At 51.1% G+C, this 20,548-nt stretch carries 15 protein-coding genes and 3 pseudogenes; 3 read left to right on the forward strand and 15 right to left on the reverse strand.

Translation table 11 applies throughout. The features are described 5' to 3' along the window. The first annotated feature begins 180 nt into the window (after positions 1 to 180). Positions 181 to 540 carry a DUF779 domain-containing protein gene (locus tag GC56T3_RS16755; RefSeq protein WP_013146493.1) on the forward strand — a complete coding sequence of 120 codons (360 nt, stop codon included), beginning with the start codon at positions 181 to 183 and terminating at the stop codon, positions 538 to 540. A gap of 208 nt (positions 541 to 748) precedes the next feature. Here the strand turns inward: GC56T3_RS16755 and GC56T3_RS16760 are convergent, their stop codons facing one another. From GC56T3_RS16760 to GC56T3_RS16815, 12 genes and pseudogenes are all read right to left on the reverse strand, one after another. Then, the gene (locus GC56T3_RS16760; protein ID WP_013146494.1) at positions 749 to 2,365 is read right to left on the reverse strand and encodes an MDR family MFS transporter; all 1,617 of its coding nucleotides are present in this window, start codon (positions 2,363 to 2,365) and stop codon (positions 749 to 751) included. After that, complete coding sequence (locus GC56T3_RS16765; RefSeq protein ID WP_013146495.1) at positions 2,350 to 3,273, reverse strand: TetR/AcrR family transcriptional regulator; 924 nt, start codon at positions 3,271 to 3,273, stop codon at positions 2,350 to 2,352. Before GC56T3_RS16765 ends, GC56T3_RS16760 begins: the two co-directional genes overlap by 16 nt. After that, the gene (locus GC56T3_RS19760) at positions 3,266 to 3,406 is read right to left on the reverse strand and encodes a hypothetical protein (protein WP_013146496.1); all 141 of its coding nucleotides are present in this window, start codon (positions 3,404 to 3,406) and stop codon (positions 3,266 to 3,268) included. The genes GC56T3_RS16765 and GC56T3_RS19760 overlap by 8 nt, the downstream gene beginning before the upstream one ends. Positions 3,407 to 3,611: 205 nt before the next feature. Then, positions 3,612 to 4,484: an ROK family protein gene (locus GC56T3_RS16775; protein WP_013146497.1), complete on the reverse strand. Its 873-nt coding sequence runs from the start codon at positions 4,482 to 4,484 to the stop codon at positions 3,612 to 3,614. A 162-nt stretch (positions 4,485 to 4,646) separates the two neighbouring features. Continuing rightward, positions 4,647 to 5,468 carry a carbohydrate ABC transporter permease gene (locus tag GC56T3_RS16780; protein ID WP_013146498.1) on the reverse strand — a complete coding sequence of 274 codons (822 nt, stop codon included), beginning with the start codon at positions 5,466 to 5,468 and terminating at the stop codon, positions 4,647 to 4,649. After that, positions 5,468 to 6,439 (reverse strand): carbohydrate ABC transporter permease, encoded by a 972-nt coding sequence (locus GC56T3_RS16785; protein ID WP_013146499.1) that lies wholly within the window; start codon positions 6,437 to 6,439, stop codon positions 5,468 to 5,470. The genes GC56T3_RS16780 and GC56T3_RS16785 overlap by 1 nt, the downstream gene beginning before the upstream one ends. 61 nt (positions 6,440 to 6,500) lie before the next feature. After that, positions 6,501 to 7,796, reverse strand: a complete 1,296-nt coding sequence (locus GC56T3_RS16790) for an ABC transporter substrate-binding protein (RefSeq protein ID WP_013146500.1) — start codon at positions 7,794 to 7,796, stop codon at positions 6,501 to 6,503. 261 nt (positions 7,797 to 8,057) lie between these two features. After that, complete coding sequence (locus GC56T3_RS16795) at positions 8,058 to 9,650, reverse strand: response regulator transcription factor (RefSeq protein ID WP_013146501.1); 1,593 nt, start codon at positions 9,648 to 9,650, stop codon at positions 8,058 to 8,060. Further along, positions 9,647 to 11,098 carry a sensor histidine kinase gene (locus GC56T3_RS16800; RefSeq protein ID WP_013146502.1) on the reverse strand — a complete coding sequence of 484 codons (1,452 nt, stop codon included), beginning with the start codon at positions 11,096 to 11,098 and terminating at the stop codon, positions 9,647 to 9,649. The genes GC56T3_RS16795 and GC56T3_RS16800 overlap by 4 nt, the downstream gene beginning before the upstream one ends. Positions 11,099 to 11,263: 165 nt before the next feature. Then, positions 11,264 to 12,277, reverse strand: coding sequence for a sugar-binding protein (locus tag GC56T3_RS16805; protein WP_013146503.1), 1,014 nt, complete (start codon positions 12,275 to 12,277; stop codon positions 11,264 to 11,266). 519 nt (positions 12,278 to 12,796) lie between these two features. Beyond that, a pseudogene (locus tag GC56T3_RS16810) lies at positions 12,797 to 13,081 on the reverse strand (DUF4351 domain-containing protein); the annotation flags it as partial. 5 nt (positions 13,082 to 13,086) lie between these two features. Further along, positions 13,087 to 14,430 (reverse strand): 6-phospho-beta-glucosidase, encoded by a 1,344-nt coding sequence (locus GC56T3_RS16815; RefSeq protein WP_013146504.1) that lies wholly within the window; start codon positions 14,428 to 14,430, stop codon positions 13,087 to 13,089. Between the two features lie 124 nt (positions 14,431 to 14,554). Between GC56T3_RS16815 and GC56T3_RS16820 the strand changes: the two genes are divergently transcribed. Both GC56T3_RS16820 and GC56T3_RS20355 read left to right on the forward strand, forming a co-directional pair. Beyond that, the gene (locus GC56T3_RS16820; protein WP_013146505.1) at positions 14,555 to 15,322 is read left to right on the forward strand and encodes a MurR/RpiR family transcriptional regulator; all 768 of its coding nucleotides are present in this window, start codon (positions 14,555 to 14,557) and stop codon (positions 15,320 to 15,322) included. Between the two features lie 296 nt (positions 15,323 to 15,618). Beyond that, a pseudogene (locus GC56T3_RS20355) lies at positions 15,619 to 15,897 on the forward strand (transposase); the annotation flags it as partial. Between the two features lie 430 nt (positions 15,898 to 16,327). On the opposite strand, the pseudogene GC56T3_RS19490 reads toward GC56T3_RS20355, so the two are convergent. The 3 genes and pseudogenes from GC56T3_RS19490 to GC56T3_RS16835 all read right to left on the reverse strand — a co-directional run. Next, positions 16,328 to 16,602, reverse strand: a pseudogene (locus GC56T3_RS19490) (hypothetical protein); the annotation flags it as partial. Positions 16,603 to 16,938: 336 nt separating this feature from the next. Next, positions 16,939 to 18,870, reverse strand: a complete 1,932-nt coding sequence (locus GC56T3_RS16830) for an ATP-binding cassette domain-containing protein (protein WP_013146507.1) — start codon at positions 18,868 to 18,870, stop codon at positions 16,939 to 16,941. A gap of 15 nt (positions 18,871 to 18,885) precedes the next feature. Then, the gene (locus GC56T3_RS16835; protein WP_013146508.1) at positions 18,886 to 20,007 is read right to left on the reverse strand and encodes a M50 family metallopeptidase; all 1,122 of its coding nucleotides are present in this window, start codon (positions 20,005 to 20,007) and stop codon (positions 18,886 to 18,888) included. Between the last annotated feature and the right edge of the window lie 541 nt (positions 20,008 to 20,548).

Genomic DNA, 20,548 nt, shown 5'->3' on the forward strand with positions numbered 1-20,548 from the left:
AAGGCAGCGCGTCGGCGCTGCCTTTTGCCCACTGTTGCATCCATTGCCGCCAAAACCACGCAAACGCCTTTTGATGATGGAATGGAAAACAACGCAGCAACCGTTCCATTCGACGAATCCAGCGCAGCTGCGCCAGGCCGGCGTCTGTCTTTGACCGTGATGCGAAAGGAGGTGCATCCAATGCCTGATGAACCGAAAGTCATCGCCACCGAAGCGGCGTTAGAATTGATTGAAAAATTAAAGGCGAAATACGGGCCGCTCATGTTCCATCAATCCGGCGGCTGCTGCGACGGCAGCTCGCCGATGTGCTACCCGCTCGGCGAGTTGATCGTCGGCGATTCCGACGTTTTGCTTGGCGAAATCGGCGGCTGCCCGTTTTACATCGCCAAGGCGCAATACGAATATTGGAAGCATACGCAGCTCATCATCGATGTCGTTCCGGGGCGCGGCGGCATGTTTTCACTCGAAGGCCCGGAAGGCGTCCGCTTTCTCACTCGCTCGCGCGTCTTCGGCCAAAGCGCGGATGCAGGCGCGCCGTAGCCGCCCATTGCAGGACGCTGCTGTAAAACCGCCATGCGCGATGCATGAATCGCTTGGCAAATGAGAGGCATGGAGCTTGCCTGCTTCCATTCGCCCATCCGCCCCCGCCGCATGCTTTATCACCTCCGGGGCGGTTTGTTCGTCGCGGCAAAAAAACGGCGGCCCGCCTTCTCGCTGAAAAGGCGCGGTCCGCCATTTCCTTTTTTCTTCACTCGGTCTCTTTTGCCTGCTTCAACGGCTTCATCGCCTCAGCCCGATCGGACAAGGCGATCCGTTTCAAGCCGAACACCAAAAGCAAGCCCACTGCAATAAACACGAGCCCGAACCAAAAGACCGCCTGCAGGGAATCGACAAGCGACTGCTTCAGCACCGGCACGAACATATCGCGCAGCGGCGCTGGAATCTTGGCCATCGCTTCCGGAGTGAGCAGAACGGAATACAGCCCTTGCGGATCATCATGGATCATGCCGACAAAGCGGTCGACAAGCCCTTTCGCTTGCGCCGGCAGCGCTTCGAGCTTTGGCATGAGCCGCTCGTCAAGCAAGGCGCTCGACCGTTGGTTCATGATGGCGCCAAGCACCGTCATCCCAAACGTCCCGCCAATGGAACGGAAAAACTGACTCGAAGAGGTGACAACGCCAAGCTCCGATTTCGGGAAGCTTTCTTGCAAGGCGAGCGTCAAAATCGGCATCACGAGCCCTGTGCCAAGACCGAGAATGATCATATACATCGTCGCCGTCCATTTTGATGTATCAACCTCCATCGTGCCAAGCAGCCCGAACGCTGACGCCATAATGATCATGCCGGCGGCGAGTTGCGTTTTCACTCCAATTCGGTACACCAAACGGCCGCCAAGGACGCTGCCGATGATCATCGTGATCATCATCGGTGTCATAATCGTCCCGGATTGGGTGGCGCTCACACCGACAATGCCTTGCATAAAAAACGGCACAAACATAATCGCGCCAAACATGCCGACGCTCATAAAAAAGCCGATGCCATTGAGCAGCATAAACGTCCGATTGCGGAACAGCCAGAGCGGAATGATCGGCTCCTCCGCCCGCTTTTCCGCCCAAACAAACAAAGCGAAAAAGACAACGGCCGCCGCAAACAGCGAGATGATTTGCCACGACCCCCACGGATATCGGTCGCCGCCAAACGTCAGTCCCAACAGCAGGCTGACGACGCCCACGGTCAACGTCGCCATCCCGGCGATGTCAAATTTCACCGGCCCCTCGGCTTTATATTTGCTTAACCCCATGGCAATCAGCACCGTGGCGAGAATGCCGACCGGCAAGTTGATGTAAAACACCCAGCGCCAGTTCAAATGGTCAACGATAAAGCCGCCGATTTGCGGGCCCAGCACCGAAGCAAGGCCGTACAAGCCGCCGAACACCCCTTGCCATTTCGCCCGCTCCTTGCCGGTAAAGACGTCGCCGATGACGACCATGGCCATCGGCATCATAATCCCGCCGCCCAGTCCTTGAATGCCGCGGTAAATGATGAGCTCGGTCATATCGTTCGCCATGCCGCAAAGCGCGGAACCAGCCATAAAAATGACCAACCCGCTCACATAGACAATCCGACGACCCAATAAGTCGGCGAGCTTGCCGGCGATCGGCACGACCGTCGTTGACGTGAGCATGTACGCCGTTGTCAACCACGTCATGACACCGAGTCCGCCAAGTTCCCCGACGATGCGCGGCATGGCCGTTCCGACAATCGTCCCGTCCAACGCTGCAAAGAGCATCGCAATGATCAGTCCAGCGATGAGCAACGGGCGATGACGAATGGTGCTCGCTGGCACGGTTATCGCTTTTTCCATGGTCCTCTCTCCCATCCATTGAGTCGTTGATACGCTTCCATTTCTTGGCTCAGTGCGTCCAAAGCCGACGCAAGTCGAGGCGCCTGTTGATGCCGCAAATACAAAAGCAGCGCTTCGACGATATAGGCGCGCGGCGGCTCATTGCGCCCAAGCAGCTCTTCCTCCAGCACCGCTACGGCTTCAAGCACATCGTTCGCCTGCTTCGGATTGAGCCCGTTGGCGGCCTCCCGGACGGCGGCGAACGCTGAAGCCAGCCGCTCCCGCTGACGCTCGCGCTCACGCTCCTCCAGTTTCATCCATGGCGCAAACGACTCCTCGGTCAAAAGCGGGCGCTCATCAGCCGTGAAGCTGGCGACAATCGCATCAATGCGCCGCACGAGAAAACGAGCCGCCTCGTCCGCGTCAAACGCCTCCTCGCAAAAAAAGAAGTAAAACAAATATTGTCGGATGATGCCGTTCGTCATCATGGCCACATCATACACATACGGACCGACTTCCTCTCCGTACACCTCCGCCAGACGGGTGCAATACCATAAAAAAAGGCGCCCATGCTGGCGGAACATATACCGTTCCACTTCCGGATTGACTTTCGGCAATTGCTCCGACATCATCATACGCAAAAAGTCTTTGTACTCGCGAATGTGAGAAAAATGGGCAGCCAGCTGGCGAGTAAACCGTTCTTTTTCCGTCCCTTCCCCGCCGTCCGCCATGAAATCAGCGACCATTTTTTCGCTGTAGTAGCGGAGCACCGCCAGCAACAAATCTTCCTTCGAGGCGAAATGGTGATAAAACGCTCCTTTGGAAATCCCCCATGCCTCGACCAAATCTTGAATCGACGTCTCATGATACCCTTTTTCGGCAAACAATTTCATTGCCGCCTCAATAAATTGAGCGCGCCGTTCATCCATGGCAACGACTCATTCCTTTCCCATTCGCTGTCATCCATTGCCGATACGACGGCAACACCGCGCGCGGTTTCACGAAATCAACCCGTACGCCGCGCTGTTGCAGCCATTCCACCAACCGTCGAACATCGGTCATTGTCCTCGCCTCCATATCCCATATGACCATTTGGTCAAAACGATTATAAACTACTGTTATAAAGGTATGCAACTCAAAAACGATATTTTTTGACCAAATAGTCATTTTCCCAGACTAAATTTGTTGAACAATCAGTCAACATCCCTGCCTTCAAACAAAAAAACGGCCCCACCGCCTGATTGAAGACGGTGGACGGCCGTTCTTGCTATTCATTTGCCGCCGCTGCGAGCGCCAACGCGCCCGCGATGCCGGCGTTGTCGCCAAGCCCTGGGAGGACGATGTACTCATCGATCTTCTCGAGAATCGCTTCGTGCTGAATATAGCCGCCAAGCAATTCCTGCACATGACGGCGCACAAGCGGCAGCACGTGCGTCTGCTTCATGACGCCCCCGCCCGTGATCACCTTTTTCGGCGATAAAATGAGGATGTAGTTGGCGATCGCTTGGGCAAGATAAAAGGCTTCTAGCTCCCATACTTCATGGCGGTCAGCCAATTCCGCTCCCTTTTTCCCCCAGCGCCGCTCAATCGCGGGGCCAGACGCCATGCCTTCCAAACAGTCGCCATGATACGGGCAAATGCCGGCAAACGCGTCATCCGGATGGCGGCGGACCAATATGTGGCCCATCTCCGGGTGAAGCAGCCCATGCAGCAAGCGGCCTTCGATGATCGCCCCAACGCCGATGCCGGTGCCAACCGTCATGTACAGGCAGCTGTCAAGCCCTCGCGCCGCCCCCCAGCGCTGCTCGCCGAGCGCCGCCGCGTTGACATCCGTGTCAAAGCCGATCGGCACGGGAAAATGCTGCTTCATTGTGCCGACAAAATCAAACTGCGCCCACGCCTGTTTCGGCGTGCTCGTAATGTACCCGTACGTTGGACTATCCGGACGCAGATCGACCGGGCCGAACGACCCGATGCCAATCGCCTCGATGCGGTGCGGACGGAAAAAGTCGATGACGTGCGCCATCGTCTCTTCCGGGGTCGTCGTCGGAAACACCGCCCGTTCATGGATGTTCCCCTGTTCATCGCCGATGGCGCAGACAAATTTCGTGCCTCCAGCTTCAATGGCTCCTAGGATCATATGTACGCCTCTCTTTCTTCATCTGCTCTTTTCTTGTATCTATCTTACTAGAAAAAAGGAGAGGGCATCAATGACAAAAAGCCGCTGATCAGCGGCTTTTTGAAACATAGTGCAATCGATTCTATTGTCTGCCGGGTTTGTTGATCTACACTGCTGATTGGCTCACCCCTTCACCGAACCGGCAAGCAGGCCGCGGACGAAGTATTTGCCGAGGAAGATGTACACAAGCAACGTCGGCAGTGCGGCGAGCAAGGCGCCTGCCATTTGCACGTTCCATTGGACAATTTGGCTGCCGGATAAATTTTGCAAGGCGACCATGATCGGCTGTTTGTCGGATGTCGTGATCGTCACGGCGAACAGAAACTCGTTCCAAATGTTCGTAAACTGCCAGATCGCCACGACGACAAACCCGGTGATCGACAGCGGGAGCATAATGTACCGGAAGATGCGGATAAACCCCGCGCCGTCGATTTTGGCCGACTCAATCATCTCATCCGGTATCGCGGCGTAAAAATTGCGGAACATGAGCGTCGTAATTGGAATACCGTAGACGACATGGACGAACACAAGCCCCGGAATCGTGTTGTACAGCCCGATTTCGCGCAAAAACTGGATGAGCGGAATGAGAATGCTTTGATACGGGATGAACATGCCGAACAAAATGAGCGTAAAGAGCGTATCCGCTCCTTTAAACTTCCATTTCGACAGCACGTAGCCGTTGAGCGACCCAAGCAGCGCGGAGAGCAGCGTCGCCGGCACGACGAGCAAAATCGAATTCCAAAAGTTCGGGGCGAGCTTGTCAAATGCCGTCGCGTAGCTGCTCCAATCGATCGTTGACGGCAGCTTCCACATATCGGCCAATGTCACTTCATCGAGCGGCTTCAAGCTCGTTGTGACCATGACATACACCGGCAACAGGAAAAACACGCTCATGACGAGGGCCAACAAATACAAAAACGGCCGCGCCCACATGGATCTCGCCATCACGATCCCCCCTTGCGGCTTGAGATGAGATACGGAACGATAAAGATGGCGACCGACAGCAGCATCACGATCGCAATCGCCGCGCCGTTGGCGTAATAGTTGCCGCGGAACGTCGTTTCAAACATGTACACGCCCGGCACATCGGTGACAAAGTTCGCCCCCGGCCCGGTCATGGCGTAAATCAAGTCGAAAATTTTCAGCGAAATATGGGCCATGATGATGATGACGCTGACGGTGATCGGCCGCAGCAGCGGCAAAATGATTTTCCAATACAATTGAAACTCGGTCGCTCCGTCCATCCGCGCCGCTTCCCGCACTTCATCCGGAATGGCGCGCAGGCCGGCGAGATACATCGCCACCGCAAATCCGGTCATTTGCCAGACGGCCGCCACGACAACAGCAACGATGGCGACAGGAACGCCAAATTCGATTTTCCCCCAATGGAATCCGCCAAGGATGTTCGTATCCGTATACCATTTTCCATCAAGGCCAAGCGGTTTTAAAAACAGATTCACGCCCGTTGACGGGTTGAACAGCCATTGCCACACGACTCCGGTGACGACAAATGACAAGGCCATCGGGAAGAAGAAAATGTTGCGGAACAGCGACTCGCCGCGCAGTTTTTGGTCAAGCAAAATGGCAAGCAATTGTCCCAACACAATGACGGCGGCGATAAACAACACCGTAAACACAAGCGTATTGCGCAAGTCGGCCTGGAAGCGGAAATCATGGAACAAATACAGATAGTTTTTCAACCCGGCAAACGACCAATCCGGAACGAGCGAATTCCAGTTGCTCAAGGACACATACCCCGTCCAGCCGATAAACCCGTACACAAATAAGAAAATCAGTACGACCGACGGCGCCAAAAACGCCGCTGCCAGCCAATGATCGGCCGTCCATTTCCGCTTTTTCCGCACCATAGGGACAGCCGCTGTCTTCTCGGCTGGCGTGATGTTGACCGTTTCCACTACGATCCCTCCTCATGATGACGAAAAGGGGAAGAGAATGGCTCCCGTCCCCTTTTCCCGATTACTTCTTCAGTTCTGCGGCGGCCGATGCCAACGTGTCGATGAACGTCTTCACATCTTTTTGCGTCACGAAAATGTTGACGGCCTGATTCACCTTCGTGACAAACCCTTCCGGCGCTGCTGAACCGTGCGCTAAGCTCGGCGCCAGCTCCGCCGTTTTGAAGTCTTGCATCGTTTGTTTGCCGTATTCATCGTACTTGGACGGATCCGCGTCGATGCGGGCCGGGATGGAGCCTTTCAGCGGGTTAAACGCATCTTGCCCTTCCACCGAACCAAGCACCGCTAAAAATTTCTTCACATCATCCGGGTTTTTCACGCCTTTCGGCAGGCCGAACGTATCAGTAATGACCATAAACTTGCCTTCCGTATTCGGCACCGGCACATAGCCGAAGTCTTGGTTCACCTTCAATTTCAAATCGTTGACAAAATAGCCTTTCACCCAGTCTCCCATCACGTACATGGCCGCTTTTCCTTCGGCAACGAGCTGGGCGGCGTCTTGCCAGTTGCGCGAGCTATGGTCTTCGTTAATATAGCCAAGCATTTTCTTAAACGTCTCGACGGCTTGTTTCACTTGTGGGTCGTTAAACGACAATTCGCCCGTCCAAAGCTTCTTGTAGTTTTCCGTTCCGAGCGTGCCAAGCAGCACGTTTTCAAACAGGTGCGTTGCCGCCCACGGCTCTTTGTCGCCCAAGGCGAGCGGCGTAATGCCTTTTGCTTTCAGCTTGTCAGCCACTTGGAAAAACTCGTCGAACGTTTTCGGCGGCTGGAGTCCGTTGTCGGCGAAGATTTTTTTGTTGTACCATAGCACGTTGCCGCGGTGAATGTTGACAGGCACGGAGTAAATGTTGCCGTCTTTGCTTACCATATCGATAAGCGCTTTCGGGAATTTGTCCATCCAGCCTTCTTTTTCATACAAATCGTTGAGCGGCTCCATTTTGCCAGCCGCCACCCAGCCTTCATTCAGCTCCGCTCCGCCGTGCACTTGGAACGTTGATGGCGGGTCGTTCCCTTGCATGCGGCTCGCCAACACCGCCTTGGCGTTCGTTCCGGCCCCGCCGGCGACCGCGGCGTTTTCGACTTTAATATCCGGATATTTTTCTTGGAACAGTTTGATGAGCGCTTTTAAGCCGTCTTCCTCACCGGCTCCGGTCCACCAGCTGAAAATCTCGAGCTTCTCTCCCGCTTTTTGGCTGCCTTGTTTGGCGTTATCGGATGAAGAGTTCGAGCTGCTGCAGCCCGACAGCGCCATCCCAATTCCAAGCGCAAGCGCCAGCCATGCGGATGCTTTCTTTCTCATGTTCTTCCCCCTTTTCCGCTTGTTTTTGAAACCCCTTTCAATGTTGAGTGTACCATGCGCCGCTCATCAATCGGCGGCTTGATTTCTTCACTTTTTTGCGTTTTTCTTCACTTTTTTGTTTTCCGTTCTCCTGTCAGGCAAGCGGTGCAGCTAACGGCCAGTTCGCTTCAATGGCGCAAAAAAGCCCGTCTCCCCATCCAGGGGGCGGGCTTCGTTTCAGACGCCGGAAGAGGGCGGGGCAGCCTGCTTTGTCTGCGGGACTTACCTTTTGACTTGCCATGCACCTTCCTTGTTGGAGACAGCACTCCCCTTGTCAGTGCGCCTGCACTTTTTCCGGTATTCGCTCGGCGACAGGCCGGTCTGCTTTTTAAAGACGCGGCTGAAATAGTTGGGATCGTTGTAGCCGACTGAAAAACAAATTTCTTTTAAGCTTTGATCCGTCTCAGCCAGCGCTTCTTTCGCCCGTTCGATGCGCACGTTCGTCACGTAGTCGATAAAGGTGATGCCAAAATGCTCTTTGAACAGTTTGCTGAAGTAGTACGGACTGATGCCCGCTTGTTCCGCCACCTCCTCAAGCGTCAGCGGCTCGGCGTAGTGGCGGTCAATGTAGTCTTTCGCCTTGCCGAGTTTGCCATACGCTTGCTGCTGGCGCCAAGCCTCGAGATCAGCGGCGATGCGGTCCAGTTCATCAAGCGCCGCCCGCTTCAATTCTGCCGCCGACCGGCAGGAAGCAAAGGAAGCGAGCCGCTCATAACGAATGCCCAGCTCCGATAGAAGACGCCCGAGCCACACAAAGGTCTCTTCCGCTTTGCGACCGGCGGCCGGCAGTGAATGAGAAGAGGCCAGTTCCTCTATATACGCGAGGCCAATCATCCGGGCTTGCTCGATGTCGCCAAGGCGCAGCGCTTCAAACAGCTGTTTATCCCGTTCCGCTTTCCCGCCGGCGCGCGTCGCTTCCGCCGGCAGAAACCCCACTTGTGCTTTTTGCCGGCCGGCGTAATAATGAGCGGCCGACAGCGCCTCATAGTACGAGGAACGAAGTTGGTCAAGGCGGGAAAACGGGGAGCCGAGCCCGATATACAGCGCGGCGCCGTACCGGGCCGAAAACTGCCGCGCCAAATCGAGCGCCAATGCCTGGACGGTGGGCTTCCAGGCCGGCTCGCCATCGTTTGGGCTGCGGAAAAACAAGACCGGCAGGCGCCGGTTCGCCATCCGCCCGATCCAATAGCGCGTTGGCGCCTTCCCGCTAAGCTGCTTGTCCAGCCATGATTTCCATTCGTCAGCCACCCCTGCATCCGGGAACTGAATGACGAGGAACATCCCCGACGCAATCGAAAACGGCAGCAGTTCCTTCCACCGCTCCCACTCATCAGCCGATACGTCTTCTGTCATGAGGACAGACAGCCATTCGCTTTCCACAAGCGTCTGCAACCGGCGAATCTGCTCCTCGAGCTGGCGGCTGCTCTCCTCGTGTCGCCGCTTGGCCGCCACTTCTTGGCTGACCCGTTCCAAAGCCGAAATGACCTCCTCCTTCCGGCTCGGTTTCAATAAATATTCCTTGACGCCAAACCGCATCGCTTGTTTCGCATAGTCGAACAAATCAAACGCCGACACAATAATGAATTCCAGATCGAGGCCGTCTTGGCGAATCGCTTCGATCGCTTGCAGCCCGTCAAGGCCGGGCATTTTGATGTCTATAAGCATCACATCCGGGCGATATTGCTTGGCAATGTCAATCGCCTCGCGCCCGTTGGCGCCCTCGGCGACCACCTCGATGTCCGGAAGGTGGTCATGGATCATTTTGCAAAGCGCTCTTCGCTCCAACGCTTCATCATCGACGATCGCCACTTTCACCGTTCATCCCCCCCTTGCCATCTTGGCAGCCATAACCGCACCGTCGTTCCTTTTCCTGGTGCAGACTCGATTTCGGCCACATCCATCACTCCGTAAAACAGCTGCAGCCGGCGAATGACATTGCGCAAGCCGATGCCGGTCGAATGGCCGCGCCCTTGCTCACGGCGCGCTGGCGGTTCTTCGCCGCGGATCAACGCATCAAGCTCCGCTTTCACCTGCTCATCCATGCCAACGCCATTGTCGCGCACTTCCACAACGACCCGCCCGTTTTCGGCGAAAACGGACACGGACAGCTCGGCTCCCTGCTCGTACGTCTCAATGCCATGGATGAACGCATTTTCAATCAGCGGCTGCAACGTGAGCGGCGGAATCGGTTGATCGAGGCAAGATGGTTCCGCCTCTAACGAAAACTTGATCCGATCAAAAAACCGCGTCTGCTGGATGAAGAAATATTCACGGGCGATGCGCACCTCATCGGCAAGCGTCACCGTCCGCTGCAAATCGCCCAAGTTGTAGCGCAAAATGGCCGCCACCGCTTCAATCAGCCGCGACGTTTGCTGGGCGTCCTCCAAGTACGCCATCTTCGCAACCGTGTTCAGCGTATTGAATAAAAAATGCGGATTGATTTGGCTTTGCAAGCTTTTGAGTTCCAGCTCCTTCACCAGCCGGTCGAGCTCAGCCTTTTGTTTCATCTCCGCAATCAGCTGCTTTAAATTGCGGCGCATGTCATTAAACGTGATCGTCAACAGCCGCAGCTCATCGTTGGTCATCGGCTCAATATCCGGCCCGTCCAGCCGCCCGTCAGCGATGGATCGGGCAGCGCGCGAGAGAAGAATGATCGGCTTCGTTAAGTGGCCGGAAAAGAACACCGCCAGCAAGGCGCCAAGCAACAACGTCGTGACAAACAATCCCATTCCCATATAGCGGAAATAGCGGTTGCGCCGCTCCACTTCATCGTACCGCCGTTGGTAGGCCGTCAGCTCATCGTCAATCAAGTTTAACGTTTCCTCTTGCAAAAAGGACGCAATGTTCATCGTTTCATGCAAGTGGGACGAGTACAAGCCAATATTTCCAGCTTGAAAATGATAGACCGTCAGCGCCGCCTCCTCCAGCAAACTTTCAATCATATGTTCATAGTTTTCCGCCGCCAGCCGGTCGGACAGCACTGGCAAGATGGCGCCGAGCTGCCGGCGGCGTTGCTGCAGCCAGCGGAACTCCCGCTCATACGCGCGCGCGTATCGTCCTTCTTTTTCCGACACGTACGCATTGAGTTGTTCGGTCATCCGATTCGTCCGCTGCGACACCTCATTCAGCAACAGCAATCGGCGCATCCGTTGATCATAATCGCTCATCATCTCTTCGCTCGTCTGATACAAAAGAAACACTGCTCCGTTCAGCAAAAGCAAAAAAACGGTAAAGCAAAGCAGCATCTTCGTCCGAATGTTCATCTCGATTCCACCCCGCTGTCACCGGCGCTTTGTTGCCTGCATCGCCCTGCCGCTTCAAGCCGAACGTGTTCGAACGTCAAGGACGGCCATCTCTCATGCTTTAGCGGTGTTCGCCAACCTTTCTCCGCTTTCAGCCCCCTCCCTACGGAGGCCTGGCAGGCGCCTTCATGGCGTGTTGACCTCATAATGGCGCGCCGGGCGCAGCGGCAAATCCTCTTTTCGGATCACTTTCGTCTCCGTATTCGTCACCGCCGGCACGTCTCTGCCGGCGACGATCTCGGCCATCATGTTGACCGCCTTGTATCCCATTTCATACGGCTCCTGCACCACGGTCGCCCCAATCGTTCCTTTCTGCAAATAGCGGATCGTCTCCGGAAGCGTATCAAAACCGATAATATACGTCTTTTGCTCGCGGTGAAACTGTTCCACCACTTGGGCAATACCGATCGCATCAAGCGCGCTTGTGCCGTAAAACGCATTCACATCCGGGTGCTTTTTCAAAATCGTATACGCCTTTTCCGCGGCTTGCACACGCGTAATGTGCGACTCTTCGATGGCAACGATGCGGATGCCTTTTTCCTGTCTCACCGCATCCTCAAATCCGCGCACTCGCAGCTGTTGGTGCGCCGCCGTCAAACTGCCGGTAATAATCGCGACCGTCGCCTTGCCCTTCGTATCCTCAGCCAACGCCCGTCCCGCGAGAAAACCGGCATAATAATTATCCGTTCCCACATAGGCGACACGTCGGCTCGTCGGGGCATCCGTATCGATCGTCACCACAGGAATATTCTTGTCCGTGATTTCGTTAATCACTGGGACAAATTCCGCTTCCGTCAACCCTTGTGTGATGATCCCATCGACTTTCGCCGCCGCAGCTTTTTTCAAAATGCGCAAATGCTCATCCATATTCGCCTGCCGCGGGCCGATATACTCAAGATCAACCCCCAGTTCTTTCGCCGCCGCTTTCGCTCCTTTTTCCACGAGCCGCCAGTAATCATTATCGAGTTCCTCCGGCACAAGCACGAAATGATAGGCCTCTTTTGTTTTTTCCGGAACCCGTTCCTTCTCTGATTTCGGATACGCATACACGTTCCAAGCGCAATAGGCGGTGAAGGAAGCGCTTGCAAGCAGCGCGGCGATGCCGCCCCCGTAAAACAGCCGTTTCCACCAATCGCGCATCTTGATCCCTCCTACCGCCATTGTACACGAATGCCGGGGCGCTAGCCTAGACAAAAGAAAATGGATGCCGTGTCTCTCCCTTCTTCCCGCCTGCCGCGGCCTCACATCGCTCTCCTCTGCTTCTCGATGACAGCAAAAGCTGTATAGATGCAACGAAGAAGTTTAACATATCCTTGACGGAAAAGCGGTTTGTCCATTTTCGACTGTCGAAGGCAAGCCACAGGCTTGCCCCGTCACGCCTTGGCGTGACGGAAGACCGAACAACCACCTGCTTCACAGACCCATATATGGGTCTGGAAGCGGCGTTGTTCGGTCGCCCGACAGTCGATCAAATACTTGGTAAAAGCTATAAATGGTAAAGCTTCAAATTGCATCTATATGAAATAAAAATAGGGGTCAGTCCGGCCGGCATCATTCGCCATGCGGCGATGGCCATGCCCATCATCAAGTGCAGAGCGAGCAAAAAAAAACGCCGTTCCGAAACAGATTTGCTGCATCGGAACGGCGTCTCCCCATTTTTTACTCTTTCAACTTTTCCACCGCCTCCACTGGCAGTCCGGTCAACTCACAAATCGTCGGCACGTCATACCCTTTCGCCAACATCTGCTTGGCCACGTCCATTTTTCCTTTTTCCATTCCCCGCCGCTCGTATGAGATCAGGAGATCGTTCACTTTTTTCGCTTCCTTCGTTTCCATTTGGCTCACCTCGTTTCGCAATTGGATTTCCTCTTGTTCGGACAGCGTCAAATACGTCTCGAAAAACCGAAACAACAGCCGCTGTTTCGCTTCATCAAGCTCCAATCGGCCGTTTAGCGCCTGGCCGCTGCTTTGGTCTGTTTGAAAAACTGCGGCAAGTATTCTTTATGCGCTTCAAGCATTTCGTCCAAAATTTGTTTGGCGATGGTGTCAGACGGGACAAGCGGGTTGATCGTCATGGCGACGAGCGCCGTTTGGTAGTCGCCGGTGACCGCGGCCTCGGCAGCGACGCGCTCGAACGACTTGATTTGCTGGACGAGCCCACGCACCGCGACCGGCAAATCGCCGACGGCGATCGGTTTCGGTCCATCTTTCGTGATGACGCAGTTTACCTCCACCGCCGATTCCGGAGGGATGCTCGCAATGGCGCCGTTGTTTCTCGTGTTGACCGGCTGAATGTCGCGCTTGTCGTTGTAAATGGAGCTGATCAAGCTGCACGCGGCGTCGCTGTAGTACGCCCCGCCCCGTTTCTCGAGCTGCGGCGGCTTGATGGCCAAGTTCGGATCTTTGTACAGCTCGAACAGCTCTTTTTCGAGCTGCTGCACAACCTCGGCGCGCGTCCCTTTCGTTTTCGCCGCCTCGAGCTCTTCAGCCAGCATTTTGTCCGTTTGGAAGTAATATCGATGGTACGGGCACGGCAATACTTTCAACCCTTTCAAAAAGTCCGGCTCCCAGCCAAGGTCGACGATGTTTTTCATCGTCACACCGGAGCGGTCTGGATGGGCGACGAGATCAATCACCTTTTCGGTCACCTCGACGCCGTCCAGATAGACGTGCAAGCCAAACACCATATGGTTCAAGCCGGCAAAATCAATGTGCACGCGGTCGGCATCAACGCCAAGCAGCTTGGCGACGCCCATGCGCATGCCGATTGGCACGTTGCACAAGCCGACGACTTTCTCCTGCTTCGTATAGCGCAAGACGGCTTCTGTCACCATCCCAGCCGGGTTCGTGAAGTTGATAAGCCATGCATCGGGGCAAAGCTCTTCCATATCGCGAATGATGTCCAAAATGACCGGAATCGTCCGCAATCCCTTAAACAATCCGCCCGGGCCGTTTGTCTCCTGGCCGATCACCCCGTATTTGAGCGGGATGCGCTCGTCTTTCGCCCGTGCCTCAAGACCTCCGACGCGAAACTGCGTCGTCACAAAATCCGCCCCGTCAAGCGCCCGACGGCGATCCAAAGTCAAATGAATCTCGATCGGCACGCCGGCTTTTTCGACCATCCGTTTGGCCAGTGCGCCAACGATTTCGAGTTTTTCTTTGCCTTCCGGAATATCGACAAGCCACAATTCCCCGACCGGCAATTCATGATAACGCTTGATCAACCCTTCGACCAATTCCGGCGTGTAGCTCGACCCGCCGCCAATCGTCGCAATTTTCAATCGTTTATCCATATTCCTCTTCCCCTTTCGCCCTGTTGGGCATGGTATAATCAATGTAGGAATCAACCAGTGGGCTTGAAAGCGCCATCCTTTCCCAGCTATCGCACGTTCCGTCCCATGAAAGCGAGGTGTCCCGATGTTCACTCCTGAACAAATCGCCCAGTTCTCCGAGCTCGACTACGCCATTTACGACTATGTGATGAAACATCCGCATGAAGTCGCGTACATGCGCATCCGCGAGCTCGCCGAAGCCGTCCATGTCTCGCCGCCGACCGTGCTCCGCTTTTGCAAAAAGGTCGGATGCGAAGGGTTCAGTGAATTTAAAACGAAATGGAAGCTGTATTTGCGCGAGACAAAGCGAACCGCGATCATCAGCAGTCAAGAGGCGCTTAAGGAATTTTTCGAACGGACGCTGACCGCCGATTACGAGCGGACCATTCTGAATGCGGCAGCCGCGATCGCCCGGGCGGATCACGTCATTTTCGTCGGATCGGGCAGCTCCGGCATTTTGGCCGAATACGGCTCGCGCTATTTTTCTGCCTTTCAAAAGTTTTCTGTCTACATCAAGGATCCGTTTTTTCCGATTTACGGCCATTATTTCCACAACTGCGCCGTGATCGCCTTGTCGGTGTCTGGAGAGACGTCCTATACGCTCGCCCAAGTGCACCGGTTCAAGGAAAACGGCAGCACGATCATCAGCATCACCAACCGGAAACATTGCACACTCGCGAACATCTCGGACTACAACTTGACGTACTACGCCACACCGGAGCGGATCGGGCAGACCGATGTCACAACCCAGCTTCCGGTCGTCTACTTGCTCGAACGGTTAGCGAAAGAAATGTATCGACTGCTGGGACGGAAGACGGAAACGATCGGAAAGGACAGCAGCCCAACCGTTTGAGCCCAGCTCTGCTGATTGCAGCAACGCCATCGCCTTGTTGTTGGCTCCATCTACTATTACTAAACCGCGCCTGATGGCAAAAGTAAAGGGCATGGCGCCTTGTTGTAACAAAAGGAAAACGAAAAACAACTGTTTCTATGTTGTAACGTTGTGTTACAGGAACAAAGGCATCCCCTGTTTCCATTTTGTCGATTAACTCACATTTCCCATCGTAGCCAAAACCCGAGTTCGACAGTTTTGAGGTCATTTTAGGCAAATAGAAATGACCAAAATGCTGTTATATCAAGGGTTTCGTGATGCGGATCCTAGGAAAAAACGCCAAATTTCATAGGCACACGACTTGTCAATCTATCCTTTAAAAAAACCCAATATCGTTTATCATATAGGCACGTACATACGACGAGTCACACGCAAAAACAAGGATGGAACGACCGTGGCCTATCTCCAGCTTGCTCACAACGAATTGGGATCCGAAGGCCAAATATGCGAAAGCGAAGGTGATGGATTCGTTCGAGTGCGAAGACGAGGTGGATCGTGCAGTCTTGGAGCGTTTGGCCAAAAGTTGCGATTCCTTTCCCCTGACTCATGAATCATATCGGAAAGTAAGAGACGGGTGTGAGCGTCTCATGCTTGGACATTTTTCTTCCAAAAACGGAGACCTTTCTCAACGAACCGAACTGACGGCCAAACAGGCTCAACTCTTTGTGGCTCTAGGGCTGGAGCCTCCTCTGAAGATCCTAGGCATCCATCCTCGCACCTAGAAGGCCGGTGAAAAACGGTTGTCACGAGCAAATCAGCGGCATTTCGCCAAAAAAGAAGGCTGATTTCGTAAGGTTTTTCTAATTGAGAAATAGCTGGAACTAGCAGCATTTTGTACTAAATCACCAGCCTCCTAGATACACGCCGAGAGTGTGCCCAAATGTCTCTCGTCCCTTTTGCATCAAGGGGCGAGAGGCATTTTGTTTGCCTAGAGACTGTCGAACTAGGGTTTTTTAGAATCACTTTTTAACCAGCACGACAAGCGATGGCAATCCCTCCTTTTCTGCCATCGCTTGTCAATACGTAAATGCTCTCATCCATGACCAATCCCTGCAGAATCCTTCGCTGATCCGGATTGAGGGAACGATCCAGTGGGTGTTGGATGCGTCCATCCGGCAGCTCCAGCAGGACGACTTTCACATACTCAAACAAAAACCGCCTGTCCCGTCGGCCGGGTCAGCTTGCGGCCTTCAGCCCTCCTTTAGCAGATGTTCCGGTGTGGTGAACGGACACACGCAGCGCCAAACCGGATTGGGCATTCGCTTCTATCAGAGCAGCTTTGACGATTCGGAACAGCGACGGGCCTCTGGTGATCAAAGAGGCGTTGACAGCTTTCGTCTTCTCATACTACCATTGGGGGAATCGTTGCACTTGGATGTATACAGATTACAATTGTCTACTCTCTCTACGTCCCTTTATCAAACCAATGAAATTAGTGATGACAAGAAAAGTAGAAATGATCCACGCAGTACTGCTAATCGTCTCCCCCGAAATCAACTTGTACAAAATAAAAGAAATAACCGATAGAATAAATATAACATTCATCCACTTCATCTTTTTCACGCTCCACATCTTTCTTACTCATGTCGCAATGCTTCCACAGCAGGTTGTTTCGCTGCTTTATTTGCAGGGACAAAAGAAGCTAAAACACCTAACAGCCCGCTAAACAGAACAAGAAGTACAACTTGAATAAAACTAAACTGAAAAAGATCCAAATTACTTTTTTTCATTACTGTCGTTACAACATAATTTGCTGCTTTTCCCACTGCGATCGAGCCTAAAATTCCGAATACTCCCCCAATGATGCCGATCAACATTCCTTCTGTGACAAATATGCGGCGAATATCTGAACGAAAGGCGCCAAGTGCTTTTAAAATCCCAATCTCGCGAGTTCTCTCTAAAACGCTCACGTATAAGACAATACCAATCATAATGGATGAAACGATAAGCGATATGCCTGACAACATTCCTAATGCAATACTTGCTAAGGAGATATACTCATTAATTTCATTTTGACTTTCTTCGTCTGTTTGCACTTTATACCCCATCTTCTTAATCTCACTCTTTAAATGCGCTATATCCTTAATGGACGATGGGATAATGGTGAAGGATAGAGCACTTGTGCTATTGCCTATCGATTCTTTCATAATCTTTTGTGACAATCCATAAGAAATTCCTACCATATCGAGCAGAGGGATGGGATTATTCTTTACCACTCCTACTATCGTCGCATGAACGTTAACTGTCGGATAAATTTCTTTCAAAGACATTAACTGTACAACAAGTGAGACATTTTTTCCAACAGCCTCTTTAGAATCTTTAAACAATTTTTTGGCTATGCGCTCAGGCAGCACAATTTCATCTCTTTGATCGTCTGGAAACCTTCCTTTCACGATATATTTTTGCCCATATATGATCTCAGCATATTTTCTAGGAGACAAACTCTCAGCTGACGAGGTAGCTTTCGCTCCTTCTTTCGTTTTCATACTTATTTGAAATGGATTGTACGGATATATGTCCCTTACTCCTTTGATTTCCCTCAATCGAGCGCTGTCGTTCTCGTTCAAAACCGCAAACTGTTCATTTGCTACAGTTAAGGATGATTTTGCTGTCGCTTCATCTATCGAACTAGATAACTTTTGTTTTACGCCGTTGCCTAAAGCCATAATGATCGATAATCCAAAAATTCCGATTGATGCACCTAGAGCGGTTAAAATATTTCTCCACTTTTTATTTTTTATATTTCGAAATGACAGCTTGCAAGTGGTAAGCAAGTCTAGTTTTTTACTTTTGTTTCCTATCGACTTGTCCACATCTTCAACTTCTGTTGCGTGTGCAACATCCTCATTTTCAATAATTTTCCCATCTCTCATCCTTATGATTCTATCAGCATATGAGACTAGCTCTTGAGAATGTGTGACAACCAGCACCACTTTTCCCTGTTGCGAAATTTTCTTTAGTATTTCCATTATACGTGCTGAGTTTTCTGAGTCTAATGCTCCCGTTGGTTCGTCTGCTAATATAATGTCGGGATCGTTTGCTAGCGCTCTCGCTATTGCTACACGTTGCTTTTGTCCTCCACTCAACTGATTAGGAAGATAATTCAATTTATCCCCTAATCCTACCATATTTAGAAGCTCTATCGCTCTTCTTTTTCTTTCTTCTTTCGATTTCCCTAATAAAGTCATGCTCATCTCTACGTTTTCCAGAGCGCTCAGATGAGGAATAAGGTTAAAGCTTTGGAACACAAACCCGATCTTTTCTCGTCGTAGGCATGCCCATTCCTTTTCATTGAATTCCCGAACATTGATCGAGTGAAAAATGTATTCACCATCATCCGCATAGTCTAACCCGCCAATAATATTTAATAAAGTCGATTTTCCACATCCTGACTCCCCTAATAAACAAATGAGTTGCCCTTTTTGAAGATGCAAAGAAACCCCTTTCAACACCTCAATGCTTTCATTACTTAATTTATAGTACTTTTTTATATTCCGAAGAATGATCAATGATTTCCATTCCCTTCAACTTAAAGATTTCTGTTTAGACAACTTATAAAGAAATAACCCAAAAAATATCAAAACTAAAAAATATGTTATTCCTTCGAAGAAAAGAATCACATATTGAAAATATCCCCCAATGTTAATGGACACATAATATATACCTACAAACCCTACTACTATTGACATGAATACAAACACTATATTCAGAATGCCGAAAACTTTTATAAACTTCTTCTTAAGAATCTCTCTTTCATCAAAAAGAACTTCTTCGCCTCTTCCTAAAGCCAACTTCAGAGATTTCTCGTATAAATTAGGTATCTCAACAATGTTCGATAATATCCAGTAACCGTCCAATTTTACGAACGGTAAAATATTGAAAAAAATCATCAATACATTCCAAAGAATAAATGTCGCTAGCCAAGTTGACTGTCCAAAATATAAATCATAAATAATGGAGCATAAAGAAAATATGATTAGCTGGACATAAACCCCGGCAATGAGAGTAATTATTTTTTGCTTTTTATCTTTGAAAGACCAGATTCCGCTTACATCACAATAAAGAGCAGGGGAGAAAAATATCAACAAGAAACCGATTTCTTCAACTTTTCCTCCGAAATATTTACAAGCTATACCATGACCTAGTTCATATAAAAAAATAACTAGAATTGTAGCGATATAAAAAGTTATGAAATCAAAGAAAACAAAATCTCTAAAAAATCCATCTGTAATCTGAGAAATATTTTTCAAAAAAACAATCAATCCCATCGTAATAATCAATGCTGAAAAAATCAGCAACAATCTATTAACTGTTTTATTACTAAAAAATTTATTGACTAAAAGATGAAGATATGTATCTGGGTTAATTAACTTAAACCTATAGAAAAGTATATTTTTTCTTTCCTTCTTCACATCCCCAATCACACCACATTCCTCAAGAGCATGTACAAACTTACTGAAATCCTCTTCGCTTATTCCATACTTACGAAGCACAGTTTGCACATCTCGATGAACTGTTAGTTCCCGTAACATGTTAGCTTCTGGAACGCCTAATCTAAAATACTTACCATATCGTTTAATAATAAAGTAATCTTTGTCTTCAATGAATTCTATACCATTCATATCTAGAAGGCTGGTGAAAAACAAGTTTTTTGCTCAAACCAGCCGTATTTGATCAGCAAGGAGAACAGATCTGACAAAGTTTCTCTAATTGAAAAAGAGTTGGGATGAGTTGCCTTTTTCATTAATTCACCGGCCTTCTAGGTTTTTGATATCGATAGTCAATGTCTTTCACCTCCCGCCAAATCGATTAACGTTTTTTGAAATTTATTGGGAAGATCCCAAGAATGTGGAATCTCCCCTAAATACAACACTATAAACCGAAAAATCCGTCAATAAAACCTCTAATAAAATCTTTAATCATCTGCCACTTACCAGGAGCAACAACTGACTCTAGGAGGCTGGTGATTTAGTACAAAATGCTGCTAGTTCCAGCTATTTCTCAATTAGAAAAACCTTACGAAATCAGCCTTCTTTTTTGGCGAAATGCCGCTGATTTGCTCGTGACAACCGTTTTTCACCGGCCTTCTAGAGACTCAACTTTAAAATTCATCATCTTTTCCCTCCTCGCATGTATTATTTCTTACATTCATCCAAAAATTACTGTAAAAAATTCCCCGGGGGAAAA

It is taken from the genome of Geobacillus sp. C56-T3, from assembly GCF_000092445.1.
In the GTDB taxonomy this organism is placed as follows: Bacteria; Bacillota; Bacilli; order Bacillales; family Anoxybacillaceae; genus Geobacillus; species Geobacillus thermoleovorans.